The organism is Flavobacterium sp. 90 (genome assembly GCF_004339525.1).
In the GTDB taxonomy this organism is placed as follows: Bacteria; Bacteroidota; Bacteroidia; order Flavobacteriales; family Flavobacteriaceae; genus Flavobacterium.
In genome coordinates this window covers 4,854,724-4,872,815 of the sequence record NZ_SMGE01000001.1, presented here as the reverse complement: position 1 = coordinate 4,872,815, position 18,092 = coordinate 4,854,724, and the positions used below count along the sequence as shown (strand labels likewise).

The window sequence follows — 18,092 nt, the reverse complement described above, 5'->3', positions numbered from 1 at the left end:
AAGCAATCTTAGAACTTCAAAATAAAAATCCCTCAATTTTAAATAAACCCTAATTTCTTATAATCAGTTAAATTTTCCAATTAAAAAGAATCACACTACAACAAGAAAAATCCAGACTTCGATAACATTAAAAAATCATTAGAAATAGGCTTTCTTTTCTGAAATAAAATTGATTTACTAATATTATTTTTTACATTTGCGCTATTTTTATTTATTCTAAATAGGTTTCTTTAAGAAGATTTTTTCTTAGAAAAATAAAACTGAATTAATTATCCAACAAAATACCTCAATATGAAAAAGAACATATTTCTTTCTTTCGCATTTGCGGCCACTTTATTTGTTAGTGCGCAGCAGAAAAATACTTTATTAGAAGCTTCTTTTTGGAAAACTGCACCGGATGTTACAGCAGTTCAAGCTGAAATTGCCAAAGGAAACAATCCTTCTGAAGCCAACGCAAATGCATTTGATGTTACAACTCTTGCCATTAATAATGATGCACCTTTGGCAACTATAAAATTTTTATTAGACCAACCTGGTAATCCGGTAAACAAAATGACGCATGACAATCGTATTTATTTACATTGGGCGGCATACAGAGGAAATATTGATTTGGCACAATACTTAATTACTAAAGGTTCTGATGTTAATCTTGAAGACAGTCATGCTACTACTCCGCTTGCTTTTGCTGCTTCTAATGGCCAGATTAATCCGGCACTTTACGAGGTTTTCTTTAAAGCTGGAATCAACCCGAAGAAAAAATATGCCGATGGCGCAACTCTTTTATTAATGGCTATTCCAGCTGATAAAGATCTTGTTTTAACAGATTTTCTTGTTACAAAAGGGTTGTCTCTTAAAGATGTTGATACTAACGGAAGCACTGCTTTTGATTATGCTGCAAGAACAGGAAATATTGTATTGTTAAAAAAACTATTAGACAAAAAAGTAAAATATACAGACAACGCACTTCTTATTGCGAGTCAGGGAAACCGTAGAGAAACAACTTCACTTGAAGCGTATAAATTCTTAGTTGAAGAAGTAAAAATAAAAGCTACAGCCACAAATAAATCAGGCGAAAACGTATTACATTTTCTGGCTACAAAACCAAATCAGAAAGAAATCATCGCTTACTTTCTGGCAAAAGGTGTTGATGTTAACAAAGCAAACAACGAAGGAAACACACCTTTTATGCTCGCTGCAGGAGCCAGAGAAAATGGTGCTTTGGAGCAATTATTAGCCACAGCCAAAAACATTAATCTGAAAAATACCAAAGGAGAATCGGCTTTGACAATTGCTGTGAAATCTGGAACTCCAGAAGCAGTTTCGGCACTTTTAGCTAAAGGCGCAGATGTTAAAGTAACCGATAAAGACGGAAACAATTTGGGCGTTTATTTAGTACAATCTTTCAGACCGGGAGCTAAACAAGAATCTTTTGACGCCAAAGTAAAATTACTTCAGGAAAAAGGATTAGATCTTGCAGCTGCTCAAAAAGACGGAAGCACATTATATCATTTTGCTGTTGCCAAAAACGAATTATCTTTGATAAAAAAATTAGCCGATTTAAAAATTGATGTTAATGCAAAAAACAAAGATGGTATGACAGCACTTCACAAAGCGGCAATGATTGCAAAAGACGATGCGATCTTAAAATACCTGCTTTCTATAGGAGCAAAAAAAGACATCACAACAGAATTTGACGAAAGTGCTTATGCTTTAGCAAAAGAAAACGAGTCATTGACAAAACAAAATATATCAATAGAATTTTTAAAATAGCCTTAAAATTTTGAGTTATGAATTATGAGTTTTTAGTTAAAAATAAAACAGTAATTCATAATTCATAATTCACATTTCACAATTAACAATTCATAATTCATAATTCATAATTCATAACTAATAATTCATAACTAATAATTCATAATTCATAACTATATGAAAATATTCAAAATAGCCCTTACAGCTTCATTAATTTGCCTAATTTCATTTCAGGCATCGGCGCAAAGCAAATACAAATGTATGTTGCAAATGGCAAATTATATGGGAGAAGGCGCTTATATCGTAGTTTCTTTAATTAATCCAAGCGGAGAATACGAAAAAACGCTTTACGTAATGGGCGATGATAAAAAATGGTACAAATCATTGAAAGAATGGAACAAATTCCAAACTGCAAAACCATCTGATATCAGCGCAAAAACCGGAGCATCTGTAACTGGTGGAGATCGCAGCATTACAACAATAGAAATCGATGATTCTAAAATCAATAAAGGATATAAATTAAGATTCGAATCGGCTGTTGAAGATCAAAAATACCATGTAAACGACGTTGAAATCCCACTTACAACCCAAGGTCTTGCTGACAAAACAGAAGGAAAAGGTTATATCAGATACGTAAGATTAAACAAGATTTAATATTTTATCATCATAAGCTTTGTCAAAGTTTATAATTTTGTCAAAGTTGCCACAGATTAAAAAGATTCACACTGATTATTTTTCGTACTGCGAAAAAATCTTTTTAATCCTTTAATCTGTGGCAAAAAAAATTGCAATTACCTTTTAGCATTCACTCAATGACTCTTTCTTTTTGGCGTTACACACACTTAGCTTTGGCTTTGTTTTCTTCTTTATTTTTACTGCTGGCATCTGTAACCGGTATTATTTTGGCAATAGATGCTGTTCAGGAAAAAACAAATCCGTACAAAGTAGAAAATTTTAACTCCATAACTTTAGGCGAAACCCTGCCAGTCTTAAAAAAGTCATATTCTGAAATTACTGAGTTAAGCGTCGATTACAATCAATTTGTGACACTTCAGGCAATTGATCAGGACGGAAACGATATCAATGCTTATATCAATCCTAAAACAGGTAAAGCTTTAGGAAAACCCATAAAAAAAAGCGAATTCATACAATGGGTAACCAGTTTACACCGTTCGTTATTTCTGCATGAAACGGGGCGTTTCTTTGTTGGAGTAATTTCTTTTTTATTAATATTAATTTCGATTTCGGGTTTTGTTCTTGTACTTAAAAGACAAAAAGGAATTCGTAATTTCTTTTCGAAAGTAATAAAAGAATATTTTGCCCAATATTATCATGTTGTTTTAGGAAGATTAGCTTTAATTCCAATTCTGATTATTGCACTTACCGGAACTTATTTATCCCTTGAAAGATTTAATTTTTTCATGGGTGAAAAGAAAGAAAAAGCAAAAACTGTAGCGCCAGCCAAAAAAGGGGAATCAGAGAATATATTCAATACGACGCTTTTGGCAGATGTCAAAAAGATCGAATTCCCTTTTACAGACGATCCCGAAGAGTATTATATCATTGAATTAAGAGACAGAGAAATTGAAGTCAATCAAGTTACAGGTGCTGTAATTACAGAAAAACGTTCGCCAAAGACTGTTCAGTTTGCTGATTTTAGTCTTGATCTTCATACAGGAAGAATAAACGGAATCTGGGCTGTAATTCTTGCTATTGCCTGCATTAATATTCTCTTTTTTATCTATTCTGGTTTTGCAATTACTTTAAAAAGAAGGTCAAGCCGAATTAAAAATAAATTCAGTGCCAACGAAAGTAAATATATTTTATTAGCAGGTTCTGAAAACGGAAGTACATTACGTTTTGCAAATGCAATTCAGAAACAACTAATTGACCGTGGAGAAAAAGCTCACATTGCTCAATTGAATCAATATAATGTTTTTCCAAAGGCAGAACATATTATTGTATTTTCATCAACTCACGGATTAGGAGATGCGCCTTCTAATGGAAATAAATTTTTATCGCTTTTAAAGAAACATACTCAACAACAGAAAATCAATTTTTCAGTAATAGGTTTTGGTTCGAAAGCTTATCCGGATTTTTGTGGTTTTGCTGTTGAAATTGATCAACTTTTAGCAACTCAAACCTGGGCAGAGCGCTTTTTGGAATTACAAACCGTAAACGATAAATCGGCGGAAGAATTTGTCGAATGGATTAAACTTTGGAGCGTCAAAACCGAGATTTCATTAGCAATAACACCTTCTTTATACAATCACGCGCCAAAAGGTTTATCAAAACTAATGGTTTTAGACAAAACATTGGTTTCTGAATTCGAGCAAACCTTTCTGGTTACGTTACGCGCCAATATGAGAACCAGATTTACTTCTGGAGATTTGCTGGCAATTTATCCTGCAAACGATACCAGAGAACGTCTATATTCGATTGGAAAGCATACCGGAAACATTCAACTAGTCGTGAAATTACATCCACACGGATTAGGTTCCGAATTTCTAAATAATCTTGAACCGGGAAATACAATCAAAGCCAGAATAATCAATAACGGAGCTTTTCATTTTCCGAAAAAAGCCTCAAAAGTTGCCCTAATTTCTAACGGAACCGGTATTGCACCTTTTCTTGGAATGATTGAACAAAACAAGAAAAAGATAGAAACGCATTTATATTCCGGTTTCCGAATGGAGACTGAAATGGTTTTGGGATATAAAAAATTTACTTCTGAAATGATAGAAAAGAAACAGCTTAATGATTTTCATTTGGCATTATCACGCGAATCAAATCAGTTCTATGTAATGGATTTAATCAAACGTGATGCTGACTTTTTCACCGATTTATTACAGCAAAACGGAGTCATTATGATTTGTGGTTCTCTTGCCATGCAAAAAGATGTAGAATCTATTTTGGATAATTTGTGTCAAGCTAAAAAGATGAAATCTATTTCAGAATATAAAGAAAATGGTCAATTGCTGACTGATTGTTATTAATTTGAATTGTGCCTTTAGGTACAAAATGTCGGTAGAAAACATAAATTAAAACACATTTAGCGTGCCGTAGGTACGCAACAAAATGATTCCTATTGCGTACCTAAGGCACGCTAACGAATTTGCGAAATAATAACTACCAATATTTTGTACCTAAAGGCACATTTCTTATCTTAATAAAACGCTTCTAAAAAATGATTTTCATGAATAAATCAATCCTATTTAAACTCCTATTTCTTTCCATATTAATGTCTGGATTATCCGGCAACGCACAAGTTCTTCGCAAAAGAACTACGCTTCTTATGGGCGGACGTTTTGATATTACAATTGTTGCAAATGATTCGCTTGAAGCAGAAAAAAATATAGACATCGTTATTGCCGAAATAACCAGAATTGAAAACCTGATATCCGATTGGAAATCTGATTCGCAGGTTTCAGAGGTAAATCAGAATGCCGGAATTCGTCCTGTAAAAGTAGATCGTGAGGTTTTTGAATTAACGCAAAGAGCGATTCAATTTTCAGAAGCTACAAAAGGCGGATTTGACGTGAGTTTTGCCGCAATGGACAGAATCTGGAAATTTGACGGATCCATGACCGAAATGCCTTCGGCGGAAGCCATAAAAAAATCAGTTGAAAAAGTCGGTTACAAAAACATTATTCTGGATAGTGCACAATCAACGATTTTTCTAAAATTAAAAGGAATGAAAATTGGTTTTGGCGCTTTAGGCGAAGGATATGCAACCGATAAATGTCGTGCCATGATGATTGCAAAAGGCATAAAAGCCGGCATTATAAACGGATCCGGAGATATGAGTACATGGGGGAAACAACCTAATGGAAATCCGTGGAAAATTGGAATCACAAACCCATTTGATCCTGAAAAACTTCTGGCAACAATTCCGTTAGAGCAACACGCAATCACAACTTCCGGAAGTTACGAAAAGTTTGTTGTTTTTAATGGCGTGAGATATTCTCATATTATAAATCCTGCAACAGGTTATCCTGCAACAGGATTATGCAGCGTTACTGTTCTTGGTCCTGATGCCGAAACTGCAAACGGTTTAAGTACTTCGCTTATGGTTTTAGGTCAAAAAGAAGGTCTGATTTTGCTTCAAAAACATCCAGAATATAGCTGTTTGATGATTACTGATAAAGGTAAAGTCGTGAAATCAAAAAACTTCAAAATCAAAAAGTTTAAAGCTAAGTTTTAGTGGAAACAACTCAATTATCTTTGTCAAAGTTTTAAACTTTGACAAAGATTTCACTTGAATGTAACTCTGCAATTATAATCGATAATCTTTGTCGAATTCCTTGCGATGGATGGATTAAAATCCATCCCTACAATATAGTTCGTTCCTCCGGAACTCTGCATAAAATTCCGCATGAGGGATTTATTTTGTAGCAAGGGATTTTAATCCCTTGAAACGCAACGTAACCCCAATATTTGTCATTGCGAGGAACGAAGCAACCACACTAACAAAAATTACGAATTGAATTCAGCAAATGAGATTGCTTCGTTCCTTGCAAAGACCAATCTTTGTCGAGCTTCTCGTGGAGATTTACTTCGTCTGTTCGCTATCGCTTGGATCTCGTTCCTGCTTTTTCAAAACAAAACAGACCTAAAAAAAACGCCCCATTTCTGAGGCGCTCTTCCAATTTAGTCATGTTTTAATTAATGGTGATCATCGTGTGAATGATTCTGATCCCTGTCTTTGTTTGGATGATCCTTTTTTGAATTTCCTTTTTTATCGTCTTTATCCTTTTTGTTATGATATTCTTTATTGTTTTTTTCCGGTTTATTCCCTCTGTTTTTCTGAGGTTTTCCGTGATATCCTTTTGGATAATTAGCTCTGTGTTTCGTATGATACGTATAAGGAGAATCTCCTCTATAATCATTTAAAACTACTTTATAACCTCCATACAAATCGTATTGTCTGTATTTTGAAGGCAATCTATTCTCACGAATCCATCTGCCGTTGTTGTCATAAATAAACTGACTTTGTACAACATCATAATAAGTATCAATATCAGGTAAATAATAGTATCTACTATTGTCATAACCTTGAGGTCCCCAATTTGGAGGTGTACCAATATTTACGTTTATCGAAACTTGTGCCTGTGCAAAAACGCTCATCAAGAGTATTAATGCGAATCCTAATTTTTTCATCTTTGTGGTATTAAGTATTATTTGATTTGAAACAAAGCTAAAGTAGTGCCAATTATTTGCCTTTCTCCTATTCATTATACGAAAACACAATACCAATCGACGAAAAGCACTTCTTAACCGATAGATAATTAAACAAAAAACGCCTCAGGATTGAGGCGTTTTTAAACAAATAAAACAATACAATAACCAATATTATTATTTCCATCCGCCGCCTAAAGCACGGTATAAATCAACAACTGCTTGTAATTTTTGTAAATTATCATTGATACCACTCAATTGAGCAGCCAATAAATTTTGTTCTGATGTTAATACATCGGTATAATTTGTAGCTGAGCTATATTCTAAAAGTTGTTGTGTAAAATCGACCGCTTTTTCAAGAGCTTCAATTTGTTTTTCTCTTGAATCTTCTTTTTCAACTGCCATTTCATAAGCGTACAAAGCATTTGAAACTTCTTGTCCAGCAACCAAAAGGCTTTGTTGGAAATTGTTTAATGCCTGAACTTGTTTAGATTGTGCAGTTGTTAATCTCGCTTTATTCAATCCCTGATTAAAAAGTGGCTGCGTTAATCCGCCAATCAAAGAATAGAAAACAGAATTACTAAAGAAATCTGTCAATTGCAGATTCGAAAATCCTCCACTTGCTGTCAAAGTCAAACTTGGATAAAAATAAGTTTTAGCCATATTTGTATTCTCAAAAGCCGTTCTGAAATTAAATTCCGCCTGACGGACATCAGGACGATTTTCTAGTAATTGCGCCGGAACACCAATATCAATTTTTTCAGGAATTATTTGATTTCCTAATGTTCCTCTATCGATCGTTCCCGGACCTTGACCTAACAAAATATTAAGGGCATTTTCGGTTTCGCGAATGCTTCTTTTTAAGTCCGGAATCAATACTTCGGCTGCATGCTGATTGGCTTCACTTTGCACAACTGCTGCACCGGTAACTATTGCGCCTTCTTTTAAAGCCTTTATAACTTCAACATTTTTGATACGGCTTTCTAATGTTGCTTTTGTTATTTCTAATTGTTTATCATACGCTAACAATAAAAAATAATTATTCGCAATATCTGAAATCAGTTGTGTCTGAATAGCTTGTTTTGCAGCATCTGTAGAAAGATAAGTTGCCAAAGCGGCTCTTTTTGAACTGCTTAATTTTCCCCAAATATCAGCTTCCCAAGACGTGCTTAAACCAAGTTTGTAAGTCGTTGTCAGCGTATTGATATTAATTCCTGCGGGAAAATTCAAACCTGCTTCAGATTGTTTCGTGTGCGTTGCATTAGCATCAATATTCAGAGTTGGATAATACGCTAATTTCGCCTGACGTAAAGTAGCGCGTGACTGAACAATGTTTTCAATAGCATTTTTTAAGTTAAGATTCTGATCTAATCCTTTTTGAATTAAAGCATTCAGTTTTTCATCTTTAAAAACACTTTGCCAAGGCATACTTGCAATCGTAGTCGAATCTGTAGAAGCCTGATCACGATACAACTTATCGGTCGAAATCGTGGTGGGGCGTTCGTACTTTTTAGTAACGCAGGCACTCAAAAGAGTGACTGCAATTACTATCATGATATATTTATTTGAACTATGAGTCATCTTTGTATTCATTAAATTATTACTCTTTATGAGCTTCGATTAGCTGTACATCCTCATCATCTTCGTCGTCATAACCCTCTTTTGCCGGACCGCTAATTTTTTCCTGTAAAGTCTGGAAAATGATAAACAATACCGGAATAACAAATACTCCTAATATGGTTCCGATCAACATTCCTCCAACAGCTCCAGTACCAATCGATTTGTTTCCAACCGCTCCAGCTCCTGTAGCAAACATCAAAGGCACAAGTCCTAAAATAAAGGCAAACGAAGTCATCAAAATTGGTCTTAAACGTGCTACGGCTCCTTCGACTGCAGCTTGCACGATTGGCAATCCTTTTCGCCTTCTTTCTAAGGCAAATTCAACAATCAAAATACCGTTCTTCGCCAGCAATCCAATCAGCATGATTAAGGAAATCTGCAGGTAAATATTACTGTTTAATTTGAATATAATTGAGAACAAATAAGCTCCTGCCAATCCAAACGGAATTGATAATAATACTGCAAATGGCAAAATATAACTCTCATATTGTGCACTTAACAAGAAGTAAACAAACACAAGACACAGTATGAAAATAAATACCGTTTCACTACCTGATGCTAATTCTTCACGCGTTAATCCTGAGAATTCATATCCATAACCTGCCGGAAGATTTTCTGCCGCCACTTCCTGAATTGCTTTAATGGCATCTCCAGAACTAAATCCCGGATTTGGCGCTCCTGTAATCGAAATAGACGTAAATAAGTTAAATCTCGAAATAGATTCCGGTCCAAAAACTCTGGTCATTTTTACAAACTCTGTAATTGGAGCCATTGTTCCTGAGCTATTTCTAACGAAGATTTTATTCAAACCTTCTGTGTTTGTGCGGAATTCCGGAGAAGCCTGAACCATAACACGATATTGTTTTCCGAATTTATTGAAATTCGAAGCATACAATCCTCCGTAATATCCTTGCATTGTGGACAGAATCGTATTTACCGGAACTCCTGCGTCTTTAGCTTTAGCTAAATTTATTTCCATCATATATTGCGGGAAACCAGGATTAAATGGCGTTGTCGCATATTGTATTTCCGGACGTTTTGATAACTTTTCTAAGAATTCATTATTAACTTTAAAGAATTCCTGAGTGGTATGTCCTCCTTTATCTTGCAACTGAAATTCGAATCCACCACTTTGTCCAAATCCTGAAATTGTTGGAGGCGAAATGAAGAAAATATTTGCTTCACGAATTCCGCTCGTTTTGGCAAAAAGCTGACCAATTACGTCATTAACACTCAAATCACGTTTTTCCCAGGTTTCCAGTTTTATAATAACCATACTGTAAGCACTTCCCGCTCCCGCTGTAAAGTTTTGTCCCACAATACGAAGCGTGTTTTTAACTCCGGGAATTGTGTTGGCAATACTATCAACTTTCTTGGCAATTACATCAGAACGTTCCATAGAAGCCGATGGCGGTAAACTAATGTTGGCAAAAACAGTTCCCTGATCTTCTGCCGGAACGAAAGCCGACGGTGTGGTTTTCATCATGTAAAATAATGCTCCACTGAAAATAACAATAGCCGCAAGCACAATCCATTTTTTGACAGAAAGAAATTGAACTGAACGTTTATATCTGCCAGTTACATTATCAAATGCAACGTTAAACGAGGTATAGAATCTCTGAATAAAACTTTTATGTTTATGATCGTCAGCATGTGGTTTTAAAAGCAAAGCACACAATGCCGGACTTAAAGTCAACGCGTTAATTGCCGAAAGAATAATCGCAACCGCTAATGTGATACCAAATTGTTTGTAGAAAACTCCCGTAGATCCATTGATAAAAGTAACCGGAATAAATACGGCAGCCATTACAAGTGTGATCGAAATAATCGCTCCGGAAATTTCATCCATTGCATCAATTGTAGCTTTCTTAGACGATTTGTAACCGTGATCCAGTTTGGCATGCACCGCCTCGACGACGACAATCGCATCATCGACGACAATACCAATCGCCAGAACCATTGCAAAAAGCGTTAATAAGTTGATCGTAAACCCGAATAAATTCAGAAAGAAAAACGTTCCTACAATTGCCACCGGAACCGCTATTGCCGGAATTAAAGTCGATCTAAAATCCTGAAGGAAAATAAATACTACGATAAAAACCAATATAAAAGCTTCAATTAAAGTATGAATTACCTTTCCGATAGAAGCATCAAGGTTTTCGTTAACATCAACAAGAATTGTATATTTTACTCCTTTTGGGAAGCTTTTTGCTGCTTCTTCAATCAACTTTTTAGAATTGATAATTACATCACGGGCATTAGATCCCGGCGTCTGGCTAATCGCCATCGCTGTAGATTCAATACCATTTGTTTTAGTTGTCGAGGCATAACTTAATGATCCCAACTCTACTTTTGCAACATCTTTCAGACGCAACATTTGTCCGTTTCCAACAGATTTGATAATGATATCACCAAATTCTTTGGCACTTGTTAAACGACCTTTATATTTAATTACATATTGAAAAGCCTGATTTCCGTTCTCACCAAATTTACCCGGCGCTGCTTCGATATTTTGCTCTGCCAAAGCTGCCGAAATATCACTTGGAATCAATTTGTATTGTTGCATTACATCCGGTCTCAACCAGATTCTCATCGAATAATCGTTTGCTCCAAAAACTGTTACATCTCCTACTCCAACTACACGCTGAATTTGCGGAACAAGGTTAATCTTAGCATAATTTTGAAGGAAAGTCTGACTATACGCATTTCCATCACTATAAAGAGAGAAAATCAACAAGTTACTACTTTGACTCTTTGTCACCGTTACCCCAGCCTGAGTTACCTCTACCGGTAATAAACTTGTAGCTCTGGAAACCCTGTTCTGAACGTTTACCGCCGCTAAATCAGGATTTGTTCCTACTTTAAAGTAGATTTTTATAGACGCATTACCGTCATTTGTTGCTGTAGAAGTCATGTAAGTCATGTTTTCTACACCATTAATTTGCTCTTCCAATGGAATTACAATACTTTTCAAAACCACATCAGCATTGGCTCCGGTATAACTTGCGGAGACATTTACTGTTGGCGGAGCAATATCAGGATATTGAGAAATAGGTAACTCAATAAGTCCTAAAACCCCCAAAATGACAATAATAACAGATATTACCGTCGAAAGAACAGGTCTTTGTATGAATATTTTAAACATTTTTTTTCTTATTTTAAGTCAGCATAAACTTCTTCCTGACTTTGATTTTTAGGTTTGATTTCGCTTCCGTCTTTCAACGCTGCAACTCCTTCTAATACAATTTGATCTCCTGTTTTTAATCCTTCGGTAACTACATAATAATTCCCTGCGCTATTTTCTAAGACTTTGATAGCGACATTTTTGGTTTTACCATCTTTTCCAACTGTAACCGCAAACATTTTATCCTGAAGTTCAAAAGTGGCGCTTTGTGGAATCAATAGTTTTTCTTCTATGTCTTGCGGAATTTTTACTGTAGCACTGCTTCCGCTTCTGATGATTCCTTTTGGATTAGGAAAACGAGCTCTAAAAGTAACCGAACCAGTTTCTGTATTAATTAATCCGTTTACGGTTTCAACATATCCTTTTTCACTGTAAATTGATCCATCAGAAAGCAATAATGAAACCGCTGGCATTTTTTTAATCAACTGAGCAAGAGAACTTCCTTCGGCAGCAGTTTGAGTAAAATTCAAAAGCATTTTTTCATTCAATGCAAAATAAGCGTAAACATTACCAATGCTCGAAACTGTTGTCAAAGGTTCTGTTGTATTTGAGCCAACTAAACTTCCCAGACGAAACGGAATCGAACCTACAACGCCATTAACCGGACTTGTTACAGTTGTATAACCCAAATTAGTTTTGGCATTTACTAAAGCTGCATTTGCCTGCGCTAATGTTGCTACAGCAGATTCATAAGTATATTGCGCCGATTCTAAATCGTATTTACTGATAATTCCTTTTTCGACCAATGGTCTAACTTTATTTACAGCCAATTTTGCAGCACTTAAACTTGCCTGAGCACTTTTTATACTTGCACTTGCTGTACGAACTTCCTGCTCATATTCTGGTGCGCTAATTTTAAACAAAGGTTGTCCAACTTTTACAACGGCACCTTCATCAACAAAGATTTTATCAATATAACCTTCAACCCTTGGGCGTATTTCTATATTTTGCTGTCCTTGAATAGTTGCCGGAAAATCAGTATATAAAGTTGCTGATTTAGGTTCTAAAGTCAACGTTTTATACTCTTTAACTTGTGGTGCGCCGCCAGCCTGAGCCGATTTGTCATTTTTATTTCCGCATGAAGCGATGATAACTGACGCAGCAATAATGCTTAAAAAAGATTGCTTATTCATTTTGATGAATTATGAGATTATCTACTTATTAAGGAACAAAAGAACTAAAACTGTTCAAGCAAAATTTTTCAAATAGACGGAAGCCTTGGCACAATCGATAGATATGCGCTAAGAACCGATAAAAGTTGAATGAGCTAAATAGTGTGATTTTAACAGGTACTCATCGGCTCTAAAATGGTTTTTATGGACTGTAATTACTTTTTTAGCGATTGGTTTTATATCGAATGTAAATAAAATGTAATATTGCCCTTAAAATCACCAATTACAATGGCACCAAACTTTTTTAAACCTTACATTTTCGTCGGATTACATATCCTTGTCTGGCTATTGTTAGGATTTACCTTGTTGTTTTATATTCCGTTAACGTGGAATATTGTTCTTCCGGCAATCTTTTGGTTATGGCAATCTATTGTGCTGTTTTTTATGATTGTTGTTTTTTATTTTAATGCACATATAATCGTCCCGCGAACAATTATAAAAGATAATATAAGTCCATTTTTTATTCTCACGCTATTTATCATTTTTGTAATGCAGCTTATCGCTTATCTGTACAATTACAATACTGACTTGCATAATAAACTGGCAATAATCTTAGGTTTTAAAAAATATCGAAATGATTATTTTGACAATTATGTTTTCACAATAACACTTTTGGTTTTAGGAATCAGCACCAGTTATTCGATGCTGAGACACTGGCAAAAAGCTGCACAGCACAAACAAAAACTGGAACAGGATAAAACAATGGCAGAATTAGCAATGCTGAAAGCCCAAATTAATCCGCATTTTTTCTTTAATTCACTTAACAGTATTTATTCGTTAACTTATACTAATATTGAAGATTCTCGCAGCGCTTTGCATACTTTGAGCCGTATGATGCGTTATTTACTTTATAGTACAGAAGGTGAACGAACTACGTTATTAAAAGAAGCCGAATTCATGAAAGATTTTATCGCTTTGATGAAACTTCGTGCCAATAAAAAACTGACAATAACAACTGATATACCAGAAAAGATTCACGATTTTCCAATTGTTCCAATGTTGTTATTACCTTTAGTAGAAAATGCGTTTAAACACGGTATTCATGCCACTGATAAAAGTGAAATATATATTAAATTAAGGCAAAATGGAAACGTTCTTGAATTTGAAGTCGAAAATACTTTTTTCGAAAAAACATCGACTACGGATCAAGGCGGAATTGGATTGACAAATACCAAACGAAGATTGCATTTGATATATCCAAATAAGCATTTAATGACTTCCGGTATTGATCAAAATGGCAAATACAAAGTAAATCTACAAATAACTTTAGAACAATGATTGTATTAAAATGTATAGCAGTAGATGATGAACCACTTGCTTTGAGGCTTGTGGAAACCTTTATAGAACAAACTCCGTTTTTGCAATTGGCTTGCAGTTGCGATAATGCTGTTGAAGCTATGAGTTTGATTCGAGAGCAACAACCGGACATTGTTTTTCTGGATATAAATATGCCCAACTTAACAGGTATGGAACTTGCCAGACTTTTGCAGGAACAACCCGGACCATTGCCAAAAATTATTTTTACTACCGCTTACAATCATTATGCTATTGAAGGATATCGTGTAAATGCTGTCGATTACTTATTGAAACCTTTTAGTTATGAAGAGTTTCTAAGAGCTGCTAATAAAGTTTTGCAATTGTCTGAAGAAGCTTCAAATCATTTTCATTCCGTTACAGCAGATGATGAATTTATTTTCCTGAAAGTCGAATATCAATGGGTCAGAATTTCTTTGAAAGACATTTTATATATCGAAAGTTTAAAAGATTATGTCAAAGTCCATTTTGAAGATTCTCAGAAATCTTTGATGTCTTTGATATCGCTTAAAGCATTAGAAGAAAAATTATCTTCTTCAAAATTTATGCGTATCAATCGCTCTTTTATTGTTCCCTTAGATAAAATAAGTTCAATAAGCAAAAACTCAATTTTCATTGGAAAAACCGAAATTACAGTTGGCGAACAATACAAAGAAACCTTTAAAACCATTGTAGACAAATGGTTGAAATAATTATAATACAATATAATACCGCATGGAAAAAAGATCTAATAAATATTCCCTCACATTAAGCTTAAAGGAATATGCAAATGGGGAAACTGAACCCGCAAAAGAACTTGGAATTGAATTTGACAATCACGACGAAATATTTGGGATTATCGAAAGAATAAAGGACAAAAATATATTTGAAAATCCGCATGAAGCAACACAATTTGCACTTGGTTTGAAATTGTTCAGCGAAATCAAATTAAAACATCGTAAGAATCCACTTTTTGAAGAATTGAATGAAGTGTTTCCAATCTTCATGAAAAAATTGAAAAGTATGTAAAATATGAAAGACTGTCGTAAAAGGCAGTCTTTTTTTGTTTTTATAGCCACAGCTGCGTCATTGCGAGGAACGAAGCAACCACACTAACAAAAATCACGAATTGAATCTTGCAAATGAGATTGCTTCGTTCCTCGCAAAGACCAATCTTTGCCGAGTTTTTTACGAAGATTTTTCATTCTTCGAACCGACAAAAACTTAATTACAATTTTCCATTTCTATAATCGAATATCCATTTTTAAGAATTTGATTTTCTATTTCTATTGGAGCTTTATCGATATGGCAAAATTTACATTCTTTTGATGTCAAGGGCTGACCTTCTTGCGAAACTGTTTTAAGATATTCTTTTCCATATTCAAAAACTTTATCGGCATTGTCTGTACGTTCGTCAACCAGAATATCAAAATGCATAATTTTTCCATCATTTCGGGTTACATAAGTATCCCATACTGCTACTTTCATATGATTTATTTTGTTTTAGATTAAACCTTTTTGGTTTTATTATTGGTACAAAATTACTCGGGTTTCTTATCAAGTTAATAATCCAGTTTTTTGATTTATAGCAAGATTCTGGACTATTTAAAAAACTTAAAACTGGATCTTTTCCCTACTCCATTCTATCATTACTTTTGACATTATGAGAGAAGAGATTATTTTTAATTTGAAACAAGTTCATCAGCGTATCGAAGATGCCTGTAAACTTTATGGTCGTGAGGTTTCAGATGTCAAATTATTATTGGCGACTAAAACTGTTCCTGCCAACAACATTCAAATTGCAATTGAAAACGGAGAAACACTTATTGGTGAAAATAAAATGCAGGAATTGCGCGATAAAGATTCTGTTTTGAGAAATCTAAATATCGAACGCCATTTTATAGGGCATTTGCAAACCAATAAAGTGAAAGACGTTCTTAAATATGCTACTTGTATTCAATCGCTTGACAGATTAAGTTTAGCCGAAGAACTCGATAAACAATTACATAAAGAAAACAGAACAATCGATGTCTACATTCAGGTAAATACATCATTTGAAGAAAGTAAATTTGGTTTAGTTCCAACTGAAGTAATTTCGTTTATTGAAAAAATAAAAAGCTATTCAACTTTGAAAATTAAAGGTTTAATGACGATTGGATTATTAGATGTTGAGAAAGAAAAAATGCGTCCGTCATTGCGTTTACTCAGAGAAATAAGAAATGAAATTTACGCTCATAAAATTGATGGAATTTGCAATTTACAACTTTCAATGGGAATGTCTCAGGATTTAGAATTGGCTATTGCCGAAGGTTCAAATTTGGTGAGAATTGGGACTTCTATCTTTGGAAACCGCTTTTTAGGAAAAGAAATCTGGAACGAAAATATTGCAGAATAAAGTCTAATTTTGCACCAAATAAAAACGCAAATGAATCTGTTCGAACTTGTTATAAATGATACTGAAAAAGTAGCGCTGAATGATTTACATTTCAGTCCTGAAAATAAAACTACGCTGCTTCAAACGATTAAAGAACATACTTATATCGAAGAATTAAAAAAGTACAATCTTTCTGTTGACAATAAAATACTGCTTCACGGTCATTCCGGCTGTGGCAAAACAACGACTGCAAAAGCCATTGCAAATGCTTTGAATAAAAAGATTATTATAATAAATCTCAGCACTTTAATCGATGCTAAAATTGGTGAAACATCAAAAAATCTAAAAGCTATATTTGACCGCGTAATCTCAGAAAAAGCGGTTTTGTTTCTGGATGAATTTGACCAAATTGGAAAAAGCAGAGATAATAATGACAAAGATGTTGCCGAGATGAAACGTTTGGTAAATACTCTGATTCAATTGATTGATTATTTCCCAAATAACAGTTTGCTAGTTTGTGCCACCAATTATTACGATAGCATTGATACAGCGTTACTAAGAAGATTTCAGATTAAATTAAAATTTGAAATGCCAAACGAAAAGGAACTTCTTGCTTATTACGATAAACAATTGGCTCGTTTCCCAGTTCATTTTCAAGATATTCCGCGTAAATTAAATATTTCATACGCTGAAGCGAAAGATTATATCAACACCACAATGAAAAGACAAATCATCGCCGAATTAGAACTTCAGAACCAAAAAATCAGCGAAACAATACTATAAAAAAACAAACACGAATTTCACGAATTTGCACTAATTCATTCGTGAAATTACTTTCGTAAAAAAGTAACATCCAAAATCTGTGTCAATTTGTGAAATTCGTGTTCAATAATTATGTGCTATAATATTAAGCTTTTGCTTTTCTTTTTACTGTACAGCCAATTTCTTTAGTTTGTGTAATCGCTGGTTTTTGATTGCTTTTTAGTGATGCAATTACGTCTTCGGCATATTTTGTTTTCTCTGTTTTAGTTCCTTCCGGATCATTATCGATTGCGCCAACATATTCTACAACATTTCCTTTAGCACTTTTAGATACAATAAAAAGATGCGGAGTATGTTTTGCTCCGTATTCATCAGTAATTTTTTGTCCTGCGTCAAATAAATATGGGAAAGGATATTTTTTATCTTTTGCTAAATCCTGCATTTTATCAAACGAATCTGCTTTTGAAGCTTCAGGATCATTTGGATTAATTGCAATAACAGGATATCCTTGCGATTTAAACTTTTTGTCAAGCTCAATTATTCTTTGCTCATACGCCACTGCATACGGACAAGTATTACAGGTAAAAACAACAATAAATCCTTTGGCTTTTGGAAAACTTGCAAAAGAAACTTCTTTACCATCGACATTCTTCAATTTAAAATCTGGTGCTGTATCTCCGGCTTTAAGCGTTGTTTGCGCCTGAGAAAGCAACATATTAAACAAAAACACCATGGTTGCGGTAATAAAATTTTTCATAAT

15 protein-coding genes are annotated in these 18,092 nt (G+C 34.4%); 9 read left to right on the top strand and 6 right to left on the bottom strand.

Annotation, left to right across the window (positions count from 1 at the left end; translation table 11 throughout):
• Positions 1 to 291 precede the first annotated feature (291 nt).
• From C8C83_RS19840 to C8C83_RS19825, 4 genes are all read left to right on the top strand, one after another.
• Positions 292 to 1,770: an ankyrin repeat domain-containing protein gene (locus tag C8C83_RS19840; protein ID WP_121330308.1), complete on the top strand. Its 1,479-nt coding sequence runs from the start codon at positions 292 to 294 to the stop codon at positions 1,768 to 1,770.
• 156 nt (positions 1,771 to 1,926) lie between these two features.
• Positions 1,927 to 2,403, top strand: coding sequence for a DUF2271 domain-containing protein (locus C8C83_RS19835; protein ID WP_121330307.1), 477 nt, complete (start codon positions 1,927 to 1,929; stop codon positions 2,401 to 2,403).
• 158 nt (positions 2,404 to 2,561) lie between these two features.
• Positions 2,562 to 4,745 (top strand): PepSY domain-containing protein, encoded by a 2,184-nt coding sequence (locus C8C83_RS19830; RefSeq protein ID WP_121330306.1) that lies wholly within the window; start codon positions 2,562 to 2,564, stop codon positions 4,743 to 4,745.
• Positions 4,746 to 4,945: 200 nt separating this feature from the next.
• The gene (locus C8C83_RS19825) at positions 4,946 to 5,953 is read left to right on the top strand and encodes an FAD:protein FMN transferase (RefSeq protein ID WP_199735309.1); all 1,008 of its coding nucleotides are present in this window, start codon (positions 4,946 to 4,948) and stop codon (positions 5,951 to 5,953) included.
• A 461-nt stretch (positions 5,954 to 6,414) separates the two neighbouring features.
• Here C8C83_RS19825 and C8C83_RS19820 read toward each other — a convergent pair whose 3' ends face one another.
• The 4 genes from C8C83_RS19820 to C8C83_RS19805 all read right to left on the bottom strand — a co-directional run bounded on the left by C8C83_RS19820 (position 6,415) and on the right by C8C83_RS19805 (position 12,864).
• A complete protein-coding gene (locus C8C83_RS19820) occupies positions 6,415 to 6,909 on the bottom strand; it encodes a hypothetical protein (RefSeq protein WP_121330304.1) in 495 nt (164 codons plus the stop codon).
• Between the two features lie 195 nt (positions 6,910 to 7,104).
• Entirely contained in the window at positions 7,105 to 8,508 is a 1,404-nt protein-coding gene (locus tag C8C83_RS19815; protein WP_121330303.1) for an efflux transporter outer membrane subunit, read from the bottom strand.
• A gap of 19 nt (positions 8,509 to 8,527) precedes the next feature.
• Positions 8,528 to 11,692 (bottom strand): efflux RND transporter permease subunit, encoded by a 3,165-nt coding sequence (locus C8C83_RS19810; protein WP_121330302.1) that lies wholly within the window; start codon positions 11,690 to 11,692, stop codon positions 8,528 to 8,530.
• Positions 11,693 to 11,700: 8 nt separating this feature from the next.
• Complete coding sequence (locus tag C8C83_RS19805) at positions 11,701 to 12,864, bottom strand: efflux RND transporter periplasmic adaptor subunit (protein WP_121330301.1); 1,164 nt, start codon at positions 12,862 to 12,864, stop codon at positions 11,701 to 11,703.
• Positions 12,865 to 13,131: 267 nt separating this feature from the next.
• On the opposite strand from C8C83_RS19805, the gene C8C83_RS19800 reads away from it, so the two are divergent.
• Genes C8C83_RS19800 through C8C83_RS19790 form a run of 3 tightly spaced genes read left to right on the top strand, consistent with a single transcriptional unit; the run spans position 13,132 to position 15,225 of the window.
• A complete protein-coding gene (locus C8C83_RS19800) occupies positions 13,132 to 14,181 on the top strand; it encodes a histidine kinase (RefSeq protein ID WP_121330300.1) in 1,050 nt (349 codons plus the stop codon).
• Positions 14,178 to 14,909 (top strand): LytTR family DNA-binding domain-containing protein, encoded by a 732-nt coding sequence (locus C8C83_RS19795; RefSeq protein ID WP_121330299.1) that lies wholly within the window; start codon positions 14,178 to 14,180, stop codon positions 14,907 to 14,909. The genes C8C83_RS19800 and C8C83_RS19795 overlap by 4 nt, the downstream gene beginning before the upstream one ends.
• 22 nt (positions 14,910 to 14,931) lie before the next feature.
• Entirely contained in the window at positions 14,932 to 15,225 is a 294-nt protein-coding gene (locus C8C83_RS19790) for a DUF3861 domain-containing protein (protein ID WP_099708166.1), read from the top strand.
• Positions 15,226 to 15,420: 195 nt separating this feature from the next.
• Here C8C83_RS19790 and C8C83_RS19785 read toward each other — a convergent pair whose 3' ends face one another.
• Positions 15,421 to 15,684 carry a DUF2024 family protein gene (locus C8C83_RS19785; RefSeq protein ID WP_121330298.1) on the bottom strand — a complete coding sequence of 88 codons (264 nt, stop codon included), beginning with the start codon at positions 15,682 to 15,684 and terminating at the stop codon, positions 15,421 to 15,423.
• A 175-nt stretch (positions 15,685 to 15,859) separates the two neighbouring features.
• Here C8C83_RS19785 and C8C83_RS19780 point away from each other — a divergent pair, with 175 nt between their 5' ends.
• Both C8C83_RS19780 and C8C83_RS19775 read left to right on the top strand, forming a co-directional pair.
• Positions 15,860 to 16,591 carry a YggS family pyridoxal phosphate-dependent enzyme gene (locus C8C83_RS19780; protein WP_121330297.1) on the top strand — a complete coding sequence of 244 codons (732 nt, stop codon included), beginning with the start codon at positions 15,860 to 15,862 and terminating at the stop codon, positions 16,589 to 16,591.
• A gap of 30 nt (positions 16,592 to 16,621) precedes the next feature.
• Positions 16,622 to 17,353, top strand: a complete 732-nt coding sequence (locus C8C83_RS19775; protein WP_121330296.1) for an ATP-binding protein — start codon at positions 16,622 to 16,624, stop codon at positions 17,351 to 17,353.
• Between the two features lie 124 nt (positions 17,354 to 17,477).
• On the opposite strand, the gene C8C83_RS19770 is transcribed toward C8C83_RS19775, so the two are convergent.
• Positions 17,478 to 18,089: a thioredoxin family protein gene (locus tag C8C83_RS19770; protein WP_121330295.1), complete on the bottom strand. Its 612-nt coding sequence runs from the start codon at positions 18,087 to 18,089 to the stop codon at positions 17,478 to 17,480.
• Positions 18,090 to 18,092 lie beyond the last annotated feature (3 nt).